This is a genomic window from Tenacibaculum sp. TB-56 (genome assembly GCF_059716275.2).
The window spans coordinates 2,744,324-2,763,087 of record NZ_CM201367.1 but is presented as its reverse complement, the minus strand read 5'-3'; the positions used below and the strand labels follow the sequence as shown (position 1 = coordinate 2,763,087).

Below are 18,764 nucleotides of genomic sequence, written 5' to 3'. Positions count from 1 at the left end.
ACAGATGGATTTTAGAATAGCTCTGAAATAATTTTTTGCTTAAAAATAAATCTATGTATGATTTTTGTCATTCATTTAACTTAATTATATATGGATCTTTGTATTTTAAAACTAAAAATTCATGGCAAATAAATTGAGTATGGTTACTGTTGAAGAAGCAGTAGCATCTGTACAATCAAATAATAAAATCTTTTTTCAAGGAGCAGCAATGACTCCTAATTTATTAATAGATAGTTTATGTAATCGCTATCAAGAGCTATCAAATGTAGAAATCATTCAAATACATACGCATGGTAATGCTAAGTATTTAGAAGAGCCTTATAGTAAGTCTTTTAAGCTTATAAGTTGCTTTGTAGGCGATAATGTAAGAAAAGGAGTAAATACGAATAATGGAGATTATATTCCTATCTTTTTAAGCGAAATTCATTGGTTATTTCGTCGTAACATTTACGAGTTAGATGTAGCTTTTATCCAGGTTTCTCCGCCAGATAAGCACGGTTATTGCTCGTTAGGTACATCAGTTGATATTACATTACCTGCTATTCAAACTGCTAAAAAAGTAATTGCTTTGGTAAATCCGAATGTACCTAGAACTCATGGAGACGGAATTATTCATGTAAGTAATATCGATTATGCTGTTGAAGTAAATACACCAATACACGAATCGGTTTCAGGAACTCCTTCTGAAATAGAAACTAAAATAGGAAAAAATGTAGCAGGATTGATTGAAGATGGAGCTACATTACAAATGGGAATTGGAAATATACCAAATGCTGTATTACATAACTTAACCAATCATCAACGTTTAGGAATTCACACCGAAATGTTTTCTGATGGAGTATTACCATTAATAGAAAGAGGTGTAATTACTGGTGAAGAAAAAGAAATTAAAACAGGAAAGATAGTAACTTGTTTTGCTGTAGGCTCACAAAAATTATACGATTTTATAGACGACAATCCTTTAGTTCACTTTAAAGAAGCTGGTTATACAAATGATACTTCTATTATTAAGAAAAACCCTAAAGTAACTGCTATAAACAGTGCAATTGAAATAGATTTAACAGGACAAGTTTGCGCTGATACTATTGGGCAATACCAATATTCTGGAGTTGGTGGTCAAATGGATTTTATTAGAGGCGCTTCTTTATCAAAAGGAGGAAAGGCTATTATAGCAATGCCTTCTATTACTAACAAAGGAGTTTCTAAAATTACCCCATTTTTAAAAGAAGGAGCAAGTGTAACTACTACCAGAGCACATGTGCATTATGTTGCAACAGAATACGGAGTTGTTAACTTGTTTGGAAAAAGTTTAAAAGAAAGAGCAAAAGCACTAATTTCTATAGCGCATCCTAATTTTAGAGAGGAGTTAGAAAGAGAAGCTTTTAACCGATTTAAAAAGCTATAAAAAAAGGGAGTGTTTAAATACTCCCTTTTTTATAATAATTTGGTTCTTTTTTCTAATTCTAGTGCTTTTTTATACAGTATATTGTGTTCTAAATGTATATGATGGTATAAATCTTGTTCAAATTCTTCAAGTTTAATGTAAAGATCTTTATACGTATTCGAGACACTTTCTGGAATGGAATAGTTATCTGTTAGTTTCGCTATTTCTCTGAAAAGATTATTAATTTCTTCATGTTCATGCTCTAACATTTTTATAGAAGTATGTATGGTGATGAATGAAGGAATACTTATTTTTTTGTGCTCTTTGTCAGCTGCTATTAGCTGTTTTATATAAGGAAAAAGTATTTGTTCTTCTTTCTGAAGGTGAGATATAACTTCAGAAGAAGCTTTTCTAAATAGTTTATTAATTTTTAATAGTTCAGGATGTGTATCACCATAGGTTTTTATAACTTCATTTATATATTGAGAAATTATAGGTAAACTTTCTTTTACATAAGAATGATGTACACTTTCAATATAAAGGATTAAAAAGTTTAAACTCCAAGTGTTATAATCTTGAAGTACATCACTAATACTTTCAACATTTTCCAATTCGCTTTTTAACGCATTTAAGTTTATTTTATTCTTTTGGCAGACTTTGTTTATTGTTATATTTCCTTTGCAGCAAAAATCAATTCCATATTTCTTAAAAATAGGAGCTGTTTTTATATTCTCTATTACATAATCAGCGACTGTTCTATTTCCTAAGACATTCATTGTTTTTTTATTTTAATAAATACTGATATAATTTTGTAATTTGTGATTATTTTAACTAAAATTATGTTATAAGCACGGGGAATAATAGTTTTTATTACAAATTAATAGGTAAAAGATCATTTAAAACATGATATAAATCATCCTTGAAAAAATAATTAAGGTTTCTGTTAAATTTATTCGAAAGCTTTAGTCAGTATCATAGATTTGTAAGTAGTAATAAAAAGAAGCTACTAATAAGATAATAATAGAATTTTTAGGAATGAGCGATAAAATATTAACGTGGAAAGATATTATTTACTTTGCTGTAAACGGAAATCCAACACCTGATAGCAGAGTAGAAAAAACTCCTGAAGAATGGGCAGCAATACTAACTCCTGAACAATTTAGAATAACAAGAGAAAAAGGAACAGAGCGACCAAATTCTGGAGCTTTATGTAGTGTGTACGATGCAGGTAAGTATAAATGTGTATGTTGTGGTACTCCTTTGTTTGATTCAACGATTAAATTTAGTTCAGGTACTGGTTGGCCTAGTTTTACACAACCCATTAAAGAAAATGTCATTCAATATGAAAAAGACACTACTTTTGGTATGGTGCGAGTAGAAGTGATGTGTAATACTTGCGATGCGCATTTAGGTCATGTTTTTCCTGATGGACCAGAACCAAGTGGCTTACGTTATTGTATCAACTCTGCATCAATGATATTAGATACCGAATGAATATGGAAGTACTAACTGTTGGAGGTGGTTGTTTTTGGTGTGTAGAAGCCATTTTTAACCAAATAAAAGGTGTAGAAAAAGTAGTTTCTGGTTATATGGGAGGAACTGTTCCAGGAACTCCAACCTATAGAGAAGTATGTTCTGGATTAACAGGACATGCAGAAGTAATTCAAGTAACGTATAATCCTGAGATTATAAGTTATGAAGAGCTATTGGTGATTTTTATGACGAGTCACGATCCTACAACTTTAAATAGACAAGGAGCCGATGTAGGAACTCAATATCGTTCGGTTATTTTTTATCATTCTGATGAACAACGAGCAATAGCAGAACAAGTAATTAAGGAGTTAAAACCTTATTTTGAAAGTCCTATTGTTACAGAAGTTAGTCCAGCTACCACATTTCATGCTGCGGAAGAGTATCATCAAAACTACTATGAAAATAATAAGCAACAGATGTATTGTGCAGCAGTGATTTCGCCTAAATTGGCTAAACTAAGAAAACTGTATGCAAGTAAATTAAAAGAACAATAAAACGTGTTGAAATTCAATATACAAAATACTTTTACAAACGAATTACCTTCGGATCCAATTCAAGAAAATACAAGAAGACAGGTAACAGGAGCTTGTTTTTCGTATGTGACGCCTAAAAATACTTCCAACCCTAAAGTTTTACATGTTTCTGATGAAATGGCAAAAGAATTAGGGCTTTCATCAGAAGGAATAACTTCTGAAGAGTTTAAAAATGTTTTTACAGGAAATGAAGTGTATTCGAATACAGAACCGTATGCGATGTGTTATGGAGGACACCAGTTTGGGCATTGGGCAGGTCAGTTAGGAGACGGTAGAGCTATTAATTTGTTTGAAACAGTTCATAATAATAAAAACTGGGCATTACAATTGAAAGGAGCAGGGGAAACACCGTATTCACGCACAGCAGACGGATTAGCAGTATTACGTTCTTCTATTCGTGAGTATTTGTGTAGTGAAGCCATGTATTATTTAGGGGTACCTACTACAAGAGCATTGTCGTTGGCATTGTCGGGAGATCAAGTGTTAAGAGATGTGATGTACAACGGAAATGCTGCCTATGAAAAAGGAGCTATTGTTTGTAGAACCGCCGAATCTTTTTTACGCTTTGGAAACTATCAAATTTTAGCAGCTAGAGGAGATGTGAAAACCTTGAAAACACTGGTAGATTATACAATTACCCATCATTTTTCTCATTTAGGAAAACCTTCAAAAGAAACCTATATTTCCTTTTTTAAAGAAGTTGCAGATCGCAGTTTAGAAATGGTGATTCACTGGCAGCGCGTTGGATTTGTACATGGAGTAATGAATACTGATAACATGTCGATTCTTGGGTTAACGATTGATTATGGTCCTTACGGATGGTTAGAAGGTTATGACCATGGATGGACGCCAAATACCACCGATAATACCCACAAACGTTATCGATATGGTTCGCAACCAGAAATAGTTTTATGGAATTTATACCAGCTAGCAAATGCCTTGTATCTTTTAATTGAAGAAGCAGAACCTTTAGAGGCTGTTTTGGAATATTATCAAGAGAAATTTCCTGAAAAGTATATGCAAATGATGCGAGATAAATTAGGACTTTTTTCTTCAAATGAATCAGATGGAAAATTAGTTTCAGATCTTGAAGAAGTACTTCAAAAAACAGAAACGGATATGACTATTTTTTTCCGATTATTGGCAGAAATTTCAAAAGAGGATACAGTTGAAAATGCCATCAAAAAAATAGAAAAAGCATTTTATACACCATCAGAAATTGTTGATGAAGTTAAATTATTTTGGGAAACTTGGTTTCAAAATTACTTGGATAGATTGCAAAGTGAAACTGTTTCAAATGAGGAGAAGGTGACTAAAATGAATGCTGTAAATCCGAAATATGTACTTCGAAATTATATGGCTCAACTAGCAATTGATGATGCCGATAAAGGAAATTATTCGCTGTTAAATGAGTTATATTTGTTACTTAAAAATCCTTACGATGAGCAACCAGAAAACGAAAAATGGTTTGCTAAACGACCAGAATGGGCTCGAAATAAAGTAGGATGCTCCATGTTATCTTGTAGTTCTTAAGATAAAACAGGTGTTAAACAAATTATTTAAGTTGTTGTTTTTAAGTTACTGGTTTTGAGTGTTTTTATTTTTTGTTTTAAAAATAATTTAAAAAGATTTTTTTAATAAAATTCAAAACAAATTTGGAAAATCCATTTTTATAATTGAATATTTGTGCTCGTAAAAGTTCAAACACTTATTGACGATGTTATCAAGAAAGGTGGAGGGATTAGACCCTATGAAGCCTTAGCAACCCTTTGTGCAAACAAAGAAGGTGCTAAATTCTACCAGAGTGCAAAACTCGAGGATAGATAACCCAAAGAAGTTTCTTTAATAACTACAAGAAACTCCTTATAATTTCTTAATAACATTTTTCTAGTAAGCAACATCTAAAAGTAGATGTGTTTTGGCTTTTGGTTTAATTTTTTATTAACTCAAAAAACAAGAAAAATGAGTACACAAAAATTCGCAACAAACGCGTTGCACGCAGGTCATGATGTAACACAAACAAGTGGAACCAGAGCAGTTCCAATTTACCAAACTACGTCGTATGTTTTTAACGATGCAGAACATGCAGCAAATTTATTTTCGTTAAAGGAACTCGGGTTTATTTACACCCGATTAAACAATCCCACCAATCAAATTTTACAAGATCGATTAGCTGCTATTGAAGGAGGTATTGGCGCTGTAGTTTTTGCTTCGGGTACGGCAGCAATTTCAACAGGATTGTTAACCTTGTTAAAAGCAGGAGATCATATTGTAGCTTCGAGTAGTTTGTACGGCGGAACCTACAATTTATTAAATGTTACTCTCCCAAGATTAGGAATTACCACAACCTTTGTAGATGCTTCAAACCCTGATAATTTTGAAGCAGCAGTACAAGAGAATACCAGGGCTTTCTTCGTAGAATCTTTAGGGAATCCGAAGTTGGATGTATTGGATTTAAAAGCGATTTCTGCTCACGCTAAAAAAGCAGAAGTGCCTTTTATTGTAGATAATACCGTAGCAACTCCAGCTTTGTTAAACCCGATTGAGCATGGGGCTAACATTGTAATCCATTCTTTAACAAAATACATTGGCGGACAAGGAAACTCGTTAGGAGGAGCTATTATTGATGCTGGAACTTTTAACTGGGCAAATGGTAAGTTTCCTGAGTTTACAGAGCCTTCAGTAGGATATCACGGATTGGTATATCACGAAGCTTTAGGAGCAGCATCGTACACGTTTAAATTAATTTTAGAAGGTTTACGTGATTTTGGAGGAGCGTTAAGTCCTACAAATGCTTTTAATATTATCCAAGGATTGGAAACCTTAGACGTGAGAATTAAAAAGCATAGTGAAAGTGCTTTGGAATTAGCGAAGTGGTTACAAGAGCAAGAAGAAGTTGCTTGGGTAAACTATCCAGGACTGGAAGGAAACCAATACAAAGCTTTAGCAGATGAATACTTACCAAAAGGTCAAAGTGGATTGGTAACTTTTGGTGTAAAAGGAGGTTACGAAGCCGCTAAAACCATTGCTAACAATACCAAACTCTTTTCATTACTAGCCAACATTGGAGACACCAAATCTTTAATTATTCATCCAGCAAGTACCACACACCAACAATTGAGTGATGAAGCTCAAGAAAGCACAGGAGTTACTAAAGACTTAATCCGTTTATCAGTTGGTTTGGAAAATATTGAAGATTTAAAAACCGATTTACAAGAAGCATTTGCTCAAATCCCTAAAGAAGTATTGGTTTAAAACAACTTGCGTTAGGGATTGAAGTGGAAATCCTTTTTGTGTTGTCATTCTGAGCTTGTCGAAGAAAGCAACATAAAAAGATTGAAACGGAAAGCCCGACCCTTTAGGGGAACGCCCAAAAAATATCGGTAATGAAAAGCGATTTACAACACATACATATTCTTAGTTACACCACCATAAGCGGTACACAATTCGATACAATTCCGTTGAGCTATCAAGTTTTTGGAAAAGCATTGGGTACCGCTCCTGTGGTGCTTATTAACCATGCGCTTACAGGAAATAGCAATGTTGCTGGAGCCGAAGGTTGGTGGCAAGATTTAATAGGAGAAAACAAGGTTATTAATACTAATGAGTATACCATTTTGTGCTTTAACATACCTGGAAATGGGTATGACGATTTTTTAATTGATAACTATAAAAGTTTTGAAGCACGCGATATTGCCAACATCTTTTTACAAGGACTACAACAGTTGCAAATTGAAAAGTTATTTGCATTGATAGGAGGTTCTTTAGGAGGAGGAATTGGATGGGAAATGGCTGTGTTGAATCCGAAAATTACCGAGCATTTTATTCCTGTAGCGACTGATTGGAAATCGACCGATTGGTTGATAGCGAATTGTCAAATACAAGAGCAATTTTTAATCAATTCTAGCAATCCGGTGCACGATGCACGTATGCACGCAATGTTGTGTTACAGAACACCAGAATCGTTTAAAAAACGTTTTCAGCGTTCAAAAAATGAAGAATCCACGCTTTTTAATGTAGAAAGTTGGTTGTTACACCATGGAAAAAAGTTACAAGAGCGCTACCAATTAGCTTCTTACAAATTGATGAATCAGTTATTAAAAACCATCGATGTAACCAAGGGAAGAGAAGGGTTGGATGTATTAGAAACCATCGAAGCAGACATCCATATTGTTGGCGTAGATTCCGATTTGTTTTTTACTGCAGAAGAAAACAGAGAAACACACAAACAACTGGCATCTGCTCATGCGAATGTAACCTATAATGAAATTAATTCAGATCATGGGCATGACGCTTTCTTAATAGAATACAAGCAATTAGAAAAAATTATTGAACCGATATTCAATCAAAAATCAACACATAAAAGAATGAAAATTTTAAAGTTTGGCGGAAAATCTTTGTCGAATGAAGGGATACAAAATGTAGTATCTATCATAGAACAGAAAATTAATGAAGGAGAAAAGATAGCTGTAGTAGTATCTGCAAGAGGAAATGCTACGGATGAGTTGGAAGAACTGTTAGAAAGAGCTGCTAAAAATGAAGCTTTTAAAGAGCAATTAGAAGCGTTTCGATATGAGCAAACGAAATTAACGCCGTTGGTAGATTTTTCTACGGAATTTAATCGCTTGGAGAAGTTGTTTGAAGGAGTGAGCTTGTTAGGTGATTATAGTCAAAAAATAAAAGATGAAGTACTAGCACAAGGTGAGTTATTGTCTATAAAAACGGTAACCGACTTGTTGCAACAAAAAGGAATTAACGCGCATGCAACGGATTCAAGAGAGCTGTTAAAAACAGATGAGATAGTTGGAAAAGGGCAATCGATTGTTGAAATTTCTAAAGAAAATGTGTTAAATCACTTTAAGCAACACAACGGAACAATAGTGAATGTAGTAGCAGGATTTATTGCATCGAATTTAAAAAACGAAACTACTACGTTGGGTAGAAACGGGAGTAATTACACAGCCTCGTTATTAGCGAACTATTTAGATGCTGAAGAGTTGCAAAATTATACCCATGTAGATGGAATTTTTACCGCAAACCCTGATTTAGTAGCTGATGCTAAGAAGATAGAAGTATTGTCATTTTCTGAAGCGAATGAATTAGCAAACTTCGGAGCGAACATTTTACATGCTAAAACAATTATTCCATTGTTGGAGAAGAATATCAACCTACGAATTTTAAATACCTTCAATCCTAATGATAATGGTACATTGATTACAGCAAAATCAACTTTAAAAGGCATTAAATCCTTATCGGTTTTAGACAAGGTTGCTTTAATCAATTTTGAAGGAAGAGGTTTGTTAGGTAAAGTAGGAGTAGATGCACGTATTTTTAAAGCATTGAGTAATCATGGAATTAGCGTGAGTATCATTTCACAAGGTTCATCAGAAAGAGGTATTGGTTTGGTGGTAGATAAATCGAATGCAATTGCAGCAGTAAAAGCTTTAGAGCAAGAGTTTGAAAATGATATACAAACAAAAGATGTAAACCAGATTTCGATTCAAGATGAAGTATCGGTAATTTCAATAATTGGTCAAGATTTAAGTGAGTTTCATCAGCCATACAACGCTTTAATTAAGAACCAAATAGTACCGTTATTGTTTAACAATACCATTACAGGTAAAAATGTGAGCTTGGTGGTTAAAAAAGAGCAATTACACAAGGCGTTGAACGTGATTCACGGTCAAGTATTTGGGGTTGCTAAAAAGATAAATATTGCTGTTTTTGGTAAAGGATTAGTTGGAGGAACTTTGATTGAACAAATTCTAGAGAACTCAAAATCGATTTTAGAAAGACGTAAAATACACCTGAACATTTTTGCGATTGCTAATTCTAAAAAAGTATTATTAGAGAAAAATGGAGTTGGAGCTAATTGGTTGAATGAGCTTGAAAAAGCAGTAGGAGATGAGCATACAGTTGATAGTGTAATTGACTATGCAAAAGAACATCATTTAGAAAATTTAATAGCAGTAGACAATACAGCAAGTGTAGATTTTATAGAAAATTACATTCCGTTAGTCGATGCTGGGTTTGACTTAGTCTCTTCTAACAAAATAGCCAATACCGTTTCGTATGATTTTTATAAAGAGTTACGAAAAACCTTAGATAAAAATAAGAAGAGTTACCTGTATGAAACCAATGTTGGTGCAGGTTTACCATTGATTGATACGATTAAATTATTGCACGGTTCAGGAGAGAATATAACCAGAATTCGAGGAGTGTTCTCAGGATCATTAAGTTATTTATTCAATAAATTTTCTTCGGAAGACGTAACATTTTCAACGGTGTTACAAGAAGCCATTGATAAAGGGTTTACAGAACCGGATCCGCGTGAAGATTTATGTGGAAATGATGTTGCTAGAAAACTATTGATTTTGGCACGTGAATTAGATTTACAAAACGAATTTGAAGATATTCAGATAGAAAACTTGATTCCAGAGGAGTTTAGAGAAATATCTTCTGATGAGTTTTTAGGAAACTTAGAAAAACTAGATGCTACATTTCAACAGCAAAAAGAAGCACAAGAAGAGAAACAGGTACTGAGATATATCGGAGATTTACATGGAGACTTACAACAAACAAAAGGAGAGTTAGATGTAAAATTAGTATCTGTACCAGAAAATTCACCTTTAGGAAGTCTAAAAGGTTCAGATGCTATATTTGAAATCTACACAGAATCGTATGGAGAACACCCCATAGTAATACAAGGAGCAGGAGCAGGATCAAAAGTTACTGCAAGAGGCGTATTTGGAGATATTTTACGATTAGCAAAGAATAATAACTAGATAGACTAGAGAATAAAGAAGTGAGAATAGAGAGAGAAAAAAATAAGAGAGTCTCACTTCTTTGTTCTAACAGCGAAGCGGTCTAACATCTAAAAAAACAACATGAGTCAACATTTCGAAACCCAAGCCATACGAACGCAAACAGAGCGCACTCAATTTTCAGAACATTCAACACCCTTATACTTAACCTCAAGTTTTGTGTTTGATGATGCTGAAGATATGCGAGCATCGTTTGCCGAAGAAAAGGAGAAGAATTTATACAGTCGATTTTCAAATCCGAATACCACAGAATTCGTTAATAAAATGGTAGCAATGGAAGGAGCAGAGGCAGGATATGCTTTTGCAACAGGTATGGCTGCGGTGTTTTCAACGTTTGGGGCTTTGTTAAATGCAGGGGATCATATAGTTTCATGTCGTTCTGTTTTTGGGTCAACTCATAGTTTGTTTACAAAGTATTTACCTAAATGGAATATAGAAACGAGTTACTTTAAAATTAATGAAGTAGATAGAATTGAAAGTTTAATTCAGCCAAATACCAAAATATTATATGCAGAAACTCCAACCAATCCAGCAGTAGATATTTTAGATTTAGAGTTGTTGGGAAGTATTGCAAAGAAGCACAATTTATTGTTGGTAATTGATAATTGCTTTGCAACGCCTTATTTACAGAATCCAATCAAGTTTGGAGCAGATTTGGTCATTCATTCAGCAACGAAGTTAATAGACGGTCAAGGGCGTGTTTTAGGAGGAGTAACAGTTGGAAAAGAGGAATTAATCAGAGAGATTTATTTGTTTTCAAGAAACACTGGACCAGCAATGTCACCATTCAATGCTTGGGTATTGTCTAAGAGTTTAGAAACCTTATCGATACGAGTAGAAAAGCACTGCGAGAATGCGTTGAAGGTAGCACAGTTTTTAGAAGAACACCCAAAAGTGAATTTGGTTAAGTATCCATTTCTAAAATCACATCCACAGTATGAAATCGCAAAAAAACAAATGCGACTGGGAGGAAATATTGTCGCTTTTGAAGTAAAAGGAGGTATTGATGCTGGACGTAAATTTTTGAATAGTATAAAAGTATGCTCATTATCAGCAAATTTAGGAGACACACGAACGATTGTAACACATCCAGCATCAACCACTCACAGTAAGTTAAGTGAAGAAGATCGATTAGAAGTAGGAATAACAGATGGATTGGTACGATGCTCGGTAGGATTAGAAAATGTAGAGGATATAATTAACGATTTAAATCAAGCATTAAATAATTAGGAAGTAAAGTATATATTTGTAATATGCTTTCTAAGAAAACAAAATACGGAATTAAGGCGCTTACTTTTATTGCTAGGCAAGAAAAGGGCACTATGGTACAAATTGCGACCATTTCAGAAAATGAAAATATTTCGCATAAGTTTTTAGAAAGCATATTACTTACCTTACGAAAATCAGGAATTTTAGGAGCAAAAAAAGGAAAGGGTGGAGGCTATTATTTGCTTAAGCCATCCAACGAAATTAAAATGACTGAGGTTATTAGAACACTTGAAGGACCTATTGCAATGGTACCATGTGTTAGTTTGAATTATTATGAAAAGTGTGATGACTGCCCAGATGAAGAAGCATGCTCAGTACACAAATTAATGATTCAAGTTAGAGATAACACGCTGCAAGTACTTCGTAATAACACACTTGCAGATTTAGTGTAGTATTAACAAATTGTAAAATTCAAATATTTTTTTGATTTCTCCTTGGAGAATTAAAACGCATCTGTATATTTGCTGACTTAAAACCTAGTATTCCGATAGGGTAAAGGTATTTTAAAAATGATCGCAGAACAAATAGTAGAAAATAGAACGAATTATAGAGACGATAAGCTTTCTGAAAAACCAATAAGAAGCATTGTAAAATCAATTAGTTGGAGAGTTGTAGGAACCATGGATACCATATTAATCTCATGGATAATTACCGGACAAGTAAAAACAGCCTTTTCAATTGGAGCGATAGAATTAGTAACAAAAATGCTATTGTATTTTTTTCACGAAAGAGTTTGGAATAGTATTAAATGGGGTAAAAAATGAGCATAGAAACAATGAATTTAGAAGCAGTAAACGAAGCGTTAAAAAGCAAATCTCCAAAAGAGATTATTGTTTGGGCATTACAACAGGCTAACAAGGCGGTAGTAACCACAAACTTTCGCCCTTATGAAGGAGCTATTTTACAAGCCGTATCGTCAGTTAAAAAGAATATAGAAGTTATTTGGTGCGATACAGGGTATAATACTCCACAAACCTATAAACACGCTGAAGAGTTAATTGAAAAATTGCAGTTAAACGTTCAGTTGTATGTTCCTAAACAAACGGTAGCGCATAGAAACATCACATTAGGTTTACCAACAGTTGACGATCCAAAACATGCAGTTTTTACTGAGCAAGTGAAGTTGGAGCCTTTCAAAAGAGCAATGAATGAGCACAAACCAGATGTGTGGTTTACCAACTTAAGAAAAGGGCAAACTGCTTTTAGAGATAGCATTGATATTGTTTCAAAAAGTAAAGATGGAGTATTAAAAGTAAGTCCATTTTACCATTGGTCAGATGAAGAGTTAGATGCGTATTTAGAAGAACACCAATTACCAAACGAGTTTAAATACTTCGATCCCACAAAAGTAGAAAGTAACAGAGAATGTGGTTTACATATTTAAAAATAGGATTATGAACACAGAAACGATACAAGTAGGAGCTTTAGAAAGTGAAGCCATATATATATTAAGAGAAGTAGTCGCGCAATTTGAAAAACCGGTGTTATTGTTTTCGGGGGGCAAAGATAGCATAACACTGGTGCGACTTGCTCAAAAAGCATTTTATCCAGCGAAAATTCCATTTCCTTTATTACATGTTGATACAGGACATAATTTTCCAGAGACTATTGAATTTAGAGATAGATTGGTAGAGGAGTTAGGAGTAGAATTAATCGTAAGAGAAGTACAAGATAATATTGATGCTGGTAAAGTAAAAGAAGAAACAGGAAAGTACTCGAGCCGAAACATGCTACAAACCGAAACGTTATTAGATGCCATTGAAGAATTTGGTTTTGATGCATGTATCGGTGGAGCGCGTAGAGATGAAGAAAAAGCGAGAGCTAAAGAACGTATTTTTTCAGTACGAGATGATTTTGGACAATGGGATGAAAAAAATCAACGTCCAGAGTTGTTCGATATGCTAAATGGAAGAATCGATTTAGGTCAAAATGTACGTGTTTTTCCAATTTCTAACTGGACAGAATTAGATGTTTGGTCATATATACAACAAGAACAAATTGAAATTCCATCCATCTATTTCGCTCACAAAAGAGCCACGTTTATTAGAGACGGGTTAATCTGGTCTGCAAACGATGAAGTTGTGTATAGAGAAGAGGAAGAAGAAGTACAAGAACGTATGGTACGATTTAGAACCGTAGGGGATATGAGTTGTACGGCAGCAGTTTTATCTGATGCAATAGACATTGATACAGTAGTAGACGAAATTAGAGAATCAACTATATCAGAAAGAGGAGCAAGAATAGACGATAAACGCTCAGAAGCAGCAATGGAGAAACGCAAACAACAAGGATATTTTTAAAAAGAAAACCTAGTATTTAGTATAGAGTAATGAGAAAAAACACTCAAAACTCAATACTAATCACTCAATACTAAAACAACATGAACGTAGTAAAAATAGCAACAGCAGGAAGTGTAGATGACGGAAAGAGTACACTAATAGGACGCATTTTATACGATACAAAATCATTAACCCAAGATAAATTAGAAGCAATAGAAGAAAAAAGTAAACAGCGCGGATTTGATTACTTAGATTTTTCTTTAGCCACTGACGGATTGGTAGCAGAACGTGAACAAGGAATTACTATTGATGTGGCTCACATATATTTCTCAACACCAAAAACAAGCTTTATCATAGCCGACACTCCAGGTCATATTGAGTATACCAGAAACATGGTTACGGGAGCATCGAATTCGCAAGCTTCTATCATTTTGGTGGATGCTAGAAACGGTGTAGTAGAACAAACTTATCGTCATTTCTTTATCAATAATTTACTAAGAGTAAAAGATGTAATAGTCGCTGTAAACAAAATGGATTTGGTAGATTTTTCAGAAGAGAAATTTAACCAGATTAAAGGTGAGATAGAATATTTAGCAAAGAAGAGTGACTATCAAAATCAAAATATCACATTCATACCTCTTTCAGCTTTGAAAGGAGATAATGTTGTGAAGTCTTCAGAAAACACCCCTTGGTATAAAGGAGAAACATTATTGAATCACCTTGAAAACTTGGGGTCTGAAGATACGCAAGAAGTATCAAAAGCACGTTTCCCAGTGCAAACGGTTATTCGACCAAAAACAGACGAATATCACGATTTCAGAGGATATGCAGGGAAATTGTATGGAGGTGATTTAGCAGTAGGAGATAGCGTAACGGTATTACCATCAGCAACAAAATCTACGATAAAGAGCATTCAATTTTTTGATAAAGAATATGCAAGAGCAAAACGAGGAAGTTCGATAAACATCACTTTAGAAGATGATGTAAATGTGAGCAGAGGAGATATGTTGGTAAAAGAAGGAGAAGAACCATCTGTAGTAAAACAATTAGAAGCTACCATTTGTTGGATGGACAAAACTCCACTGCAAGCTTCAGAAAAGTATTACATTAAACATGGAGTAAACGATGTACAAGCGAAAATAACAGAGTTAAAAACAATCATTCGTACTGATTTTTCTGGAGTAGAAGAAGCACCTGCTAAGTTAGCATTAAACGAAATAGGCGAAGTGAGTTTAAAAGTTAGCAAGCCTTTGTTTGTTGATTCATATGAGGAAAACAAAGCAAACGGAGCGTTTATAATCATCAATCCAAAAACCAATACCACGTCAGGAGTTGGTTTTATCAAGTAAACATGATGAGCCAAAATGTGCGGCAGTATGTCCAGTAGATTGTTGCGTACCAGATGAAGCACATGTAGAGTTCTTACATAACGAATAACAACGCTTTTATAAGCAAACAACTATTAAAAAACCACATGCAAAGTTTTAGATCAGAAATAGAAAACCCTTTAGTAGAAAAGGATATCCTAGAGTTAGAACGTAAAATACGTTTGTTTAACGAAGGAAAAATAGATGAAGAACGTTTTAGAAGCTTACGTCTAGCCAGAGGAATTTACGGGCAACGTCAGTTTGGGGTACAAATGATTCGTATAAAATTACCGTATGGTAAAGTTACAAGCGAACAATTACACAGAATTGCAGATGTTTCTGATGAATATTCAAGAGGGCGTTTACATATTACCACACGTCAAGATATTCAAATTCACCACGTAAGTTTAGACAGAACCCCTGAATTATGGGCACAGTTAGAGAAAGACGATATTACGTTACGTGAAGCATGTGGTAATGCAGTACGTAATGTTACAGCTTCAGAAACTGCGGGAATCGATCCGAAAGAACCGTTTGATGTAACACCGTATGCACATGCAACCTTTCAATTTTTCTTGCGTAATCCAATCTGTCAAGAAATGGGAAGAAAATTCAAAATGTCTTTCTCTGCAACAGAAGAAGATACCGCATTGAGTTTTATTCACGATTTAGGATTCATTGCAAAAACGAAAACAGTTGACGGTAAAGAAGTAAAAGGATTCAAGGTATTATTGGCAGGAGGATTAGGGTCACAACCACGTCATGCCGATGTAATTTATGAGTTTTTAGAAGCAGATTTATTGATACCAACTATTGAAGGAGTGTTACGTGTGTTCGACCGTTATGGAGAACGTGCAAAAAGAGCCAAAGCTCGTTTAAAATTCTTAGTGAAAGATTTAGGTGTTGATGCTTTCTTAGAACTGGTTGCAGCTGAAAGAAATGCATTAGCATATAAAACGTACCCGATAAATACTACCGACTTTGAACAAGACATTGTTTTTGAAACCAACGAAGTTCCATCTGTAGTCATAGAAGATGAAGAGGCATATCAAAACTGGAAAGAAACCAATGTAATTCAGCAAAAGCAAGAAGGATTGTACGCGATAGGTATCAAAGTACATTTAGGAGATTTTTATACCGATAAAGCACGTTTATTGGCTGACTTAATCAAGAAATATGGTGCAAATGAGTTACGCTTTACGCTACGTCAAAATATTTTGATTCGTCACGTAAGAGAGGAGTTTTTACCATTTTTCTATGCGGAACTACAAAAGTTAGGTTTTGCAGACGCAGGATATAATAGTTTGAATGATATTACTGCATGTCCGGGAACCGACACATGTAATTTAGGTATTGCAAGTAGTACAGGAATTGCAGCAGAGTTAGAACGTGTGTTAAAAGCTGAATACCCACAGTATGTAAATAACAAAGATATTACCATTAAAATTAGTGGGTGTATGAATGCATGTGGACAACACAACATGGCACATATTGGTTTTCAAGGAATGTCTGTAAAAGTAGGTAAATTGTTAGCTCCTGCCTTACAAGTATTAGTAGGCGGTGGAGTTTTAGGAGGTGGAAGCGGACGTTTCTCTGATAAGTTAGTGAAAATTCCAAGTAAAAGATGACCAGAGTCCTTACGAGTTTTGTTAAACGATTTTGAAAGTAATAAACAAGAAGCGGAAGACTTTTTAAATTATTATGATAGACAAGGAAAATCGTATTTCTATGATCTTTTAAAAGAACTATCAGACACTACCAATTTAACAGAAGACGATTTTATTGATTGGGGACACAATAAAAACTATGTAAAAGCTATAGGAGTAGGAGAATGTGCTGGAGTGGTGATAGACTTAGTAGCAACCTTATTATTTGAAAGCGAAGAAAAGCTAGAAAATGCATTAGAAGCCTTGAGTAGTCAACAATGGTCAGATAGTATTTACCACGCTTATGCAGCTATGGTAAACACAGCCAAAGCTTTGTTAACAGCAGAAGGAGCAAAAACAAACACACAAGCAGGAATTATAACCAATTTTGATGAACTGTTTGTAGCAAATAAAAAAATAGAGTTATCAAGTTCATTTGCAGAATTGATTTATCAAATCAATGAAAATGAACCTACGGAAGCCTTTGCAAAAGGATATTTAGAAAGTGCAACAGCATTTTATAAAACAGTAGATGTTTATAGAAAGGCAGCTGTAGAAAGTTAAAAAAAGGAGAGTCCAATGAAAAATCAACCGAAATTAACCGTAGTAGGTGCAGGACCAGGAGATGCTGATTTAATCACCTTAAAAGCCATTAAAGTATTAGAACAAGCCGATGTGGTATTGTATGATGCATTGGTGAATAACGAACTGTTAGGGTACGTAAACCCGAATGCAGAATTAATTTTTGTGGGAAAACGAAGAGGGTGCTACCGTTATCAACAAGAACAAATCAATGAGTTGATTGTTGCAAGAGGATTTTCTCACGGACATGTAGTACGTTTAAAAGGAGGTGACCCTTTTATTTTTGGTAGAGGAGCAGAAGAAATGGAGTATGCAGCAAAACACGGATTAGAGGTTGTTGTAGTGCCAGGAATTTCTTCTTCGCTAGCAGTGCCAGCGTATCAGAATATCCCATTGACAAAAAGAGGAAGTTCAGAAAGCTTTTGGGTGATTACTGGAACTACAAAACAGCACCAATTATCAAACGATGTTGCCTTAGCTGCAAAATCGAGTGCGACGGTTGTTATTTTAATGGGAATGGGCAAACTTTCAGAAATTATTCAGCTTTTTAAAGCAGAAGGAAAGAATGAATTACCAGTAGCTATTATTCAAAATGGAACAACTCCTAAAGAAAAAATAGGAATTGGTACCGTAGATACTATAGAAGAAGTAGTGGCAAAAAACAATTTGAGCAACCCTGCTATTATTCTGTTAGGAGATGTGGTAAATCACAGACAGCAATTGTTACAAGTACAACAAGAAGTAGCTTTAAAAGAGGTGGTGTAATGGAAGAAAGAAATAATTTATACCCAATTTTTTTAAAGACTAAAGAACTGGAAGTGCTAATTGTTGGAGGAGGATTTGTAGCAGAAGAAAAACTACGATTTTTATTAAAATCAAGTCCAGATGCTAAAGTAACGATGGTCGCTCCTTTTTTTAGAGAAGAAACTATTGAAGTAGCTCAAAAAGGAGAGGTGAGCACGATAGTAGATAGCTATAATGATACTTATTTAAAGGAAAAACATTTGGTGATTGCAACTACCAATATTCCTGAAGTTAATATGCAGGTGTATAAAGATTGTAGAAGTCAACATAAATTGGTGAACGTAGCTGATAATCCGCCGTATTGTGATTTTTATATGGGAGGAATTGTTACCAAAGGGAACGTAAAAGTAGCTATTTCAACCAATGGAAGATCACCCACAACCGCTAAGAGATTGCGTCAGTTTTTTGAAGAAGTAATTCCAGAAGACATCAATCAATTAGTGAAAAATTTGAATACTTACAGAAAAACCATCAAAGGAAACTTTGAACAAAAAGTAGAAACATTAAATAAGCTAACCGAGAGTTTAGTGAAATAAGTAGAAC

Annotated in this window: 15 protein-coding genes, 1 pseudogene and 1 riboswitch; of the genes and pseudogenes, 15 read left to right on the top strand and 1 reads right to left on the bottom strand. The window is 34.4% G+C overall.

From position 1 onward, the window contains the following. Nucleotides 1-121: 121 nt before the first annotated feature. Entirely contained in the window at nucleotides 122-1,405 is a 1,284-nt protein-coding gene (locus AC3VI6_RS13245) for an acetyl-CoA hydrolase/transferase family protein (RefSeq protein WP_497706556.1), read from the top strand. A gap of 29 nt (nucleotides 1,406-1,434) precedes the next feature. Here the strand turns inward: AC3VI6_RS13245 and AC3VI6_RS13240 are convergent, their stop codons facing one another. Beyond that, complete coding sequence (locus AC3VI6_RS13240) at nucleotides 1,435-2,160, bottom strand: DUF542 domain-containing protein (protein WP_497706555.1); 726 nt, start codon at nucleotides 2,158-2,160, stop codon at nucleotides 1,435-1,437. A gap of 271 nt (nucleotides 2,161-2,431) precedes the next feature. Between AC3VI6_RS13240 and msrB the strand changes: the two genes are divergently transcribed. The 14 genes and pseudogenes from msrB (at nucleotide 2,432) to AC3VI6_RS13170 (ending at nucleotide 18,757) form a co-directional block, all read left to right on the top strand. Further along, a complete protein-coding gene (gene msrB / locus AC3VI6_RS13235) occupies nucleotides 2,432-2,878 on the top strand; it encodes a peptide-methionine (R)-S-oxide reductase MsrB (protein ID WP_435255619.1) in 447 nt (148 codons plus the stop codon). A gap of 2 nt (nucleotides 2,879-2,880) precedes the next feature. Beyond that, on the top strand, nucleotides 2,881-3,411 hold the full coding sequence (gene msrA, locus AC3VI6_RS13230; protein ID WP_497706554.1) for a peptide-methionine (S)-S-oxide reductase MsrA: 531 nt from the start codon (nucleotides 2,881-2,883) through the stop codon (nucleotides 3,409-3,411). Nucleotides 3,412-3,417: 6 nt separating this feature from the next. Beyond that, nucleotides 3,418-4,983: a protein adenylyltransferase SelO gene (locus tag AC3VI6_RS13225; protein WP_497706553.1), complete on the top strand. Its 1,566-nt coding sequence runs from the start codon at nucleotides 3,418-3,420 to the stop codon at nucleotides 4,981-4,983. A 184-nt stretch (nucleotides 4,984-5,167) separates the two neighbouring features. Beyond that, nucleotides 5,168-5,280, top strand: a riboswitch (SAM riboswitch). A 132-nt stretch (nucleotides 5,281-5,412) separates the two neighbouring features. Continuing rightward, on the top strand, nucleotides 5,413-6,705 hold the full coding sequence (locus AC3VI6_RS13220; protein ID WP_497706552.1) for an O-acetylhomoserine aminocarboxypropyltransferase/cysteine synthase family protein: 1,293 nt from the start codon (nucleotides 5,413-5,415) through the stop codon (nucleotides 6,703-6,705). Between the two features lie 131 nt (nucleotides 6,706-6,836). Beyond that, entirely contained in the window at nucleotides 6,837-10,235 is a 3,399-nt protein-coding gene (gene thrA / locus AC3VI6_RS13215; RefSeq protein ID WP_497706551.1) for a bifunctional aspartate kinase/homoserine dehydrogenase I, read from the top strand. Between the two features lie 102 nt (nucleotides 10,236-10,337). Continuing rightward, nucleotides 10,338-11,504, top strand: coding sequence for an O-succinylhomoserine sulfhydrylase (locus AC3VI6_RS13210; RefSeq protein WP_497706550.1), 1,167 nt, complete (start codon nucleotides 10,338-10,340; stop codon nucleotides 11,502-11,504). A gap of 23 nt (nucleotides 11,505-11,527) precedes the next feature. Further along, a complete protein-coding gene (locus AC3VI6_RS13205; protein WP_299002628.1) occupies nucleotides 11,528-11,935 on the top strand; it encodes an RrF2 family transcriptional regulator in 408 nt (135 codons plus the stop codon). Between the two features lie 117 nt (nucleotides 11,936-12,052). Next, nucleotides 12,053-12,307, top strand: coding sequence for a DUF2061 domain-containing protein (locus AC3VI6_RS13200; protein ID WP_408035845.1), 255 nt, complete (start codon nucleotides 12,053-12,055; stop codon nucleotides 12,305-12,307). Nucleotides 12,308-12,318: 11 nt separating this feature from the next. Next, nucleotides 12,319-12,927: a phosphoadenosine phosphosulfate reductase domain-containing protein gene (locus tag AC3VI6_RS13195; protein WP_497706598.1), complete on the top strand. Its 609-nt coding sequence runs from the start codon at nucleotides 12,319-12,321 to the stop codon at nucleotides 12,925-12,927. A 10-nt stretch (nucleotides 12,928-12,937) separates the two neighbouring features. Beyond that, nucleotides 12,938-13,843, top strand: a complete 906-nt coding sequence (cysD, locus tag AC3VI6_RS13190) for a sulfate adenylyltransferase subunit CysD (RefSeq protein WP_497706549.1) — start codon at nucleotides 12,938-12,940, stop codon at nucleotides 13,841-13,843. 80 nt (nucleotides 13,844-13,923) lie between these two features. Next, a complete protein-coding gene (cysN, locus tag AC3VI6_RS13185; protein ID WP_497706548.1) occupies nucleotides 13,924-15,171 on the top strand; it encodes a sulfate adenylyltransferase subunit CysN in 1,248 nt (415 codons plus the stop codon). A 125-nt stretch (nucleotides 15,172-15,296) separates the two neighbouring features. Further along, nucleotides 15,297-17,399: pseudogene (locus AC3VI6_RS13180) on the top strand (ferredoxin-like domain-containing protein). 15 nt (nucleotides 17,400-17,414) lie between these two features. Next, nucleotides 17,415-18,182, top strand: coding sequence for a uroporphyrinogen-III C-methyltransferase (gene cobA, locus AC3VI6_RS13175; protein ID WP_497706547.1), 768 nt, complete (start codon nucleotides 17,415-17,417; stop codon nucleotides 18,180-18,182). After that, nucleotides 18,182-18,757 (top strand): precorrin-2 dehydrogenase/sirohydrochlorin ferrochelatase family protein, encoded by a 576-nt coding sequence (locus tag AC3VI6_RS13170; RefSeq protein WP_497706546.1) that lies wholly within the window; start codon nucleotides 18,182-18,184, stop codon nucleotides 18,755-18,757. Before cobA ends, AC3VI6_RS13170 begins: the two co-directional genes overlap by 1 nt. The last annotated feature ends 7 nt before the right edge of the window (nucleotides 18,758-18,764 follow it).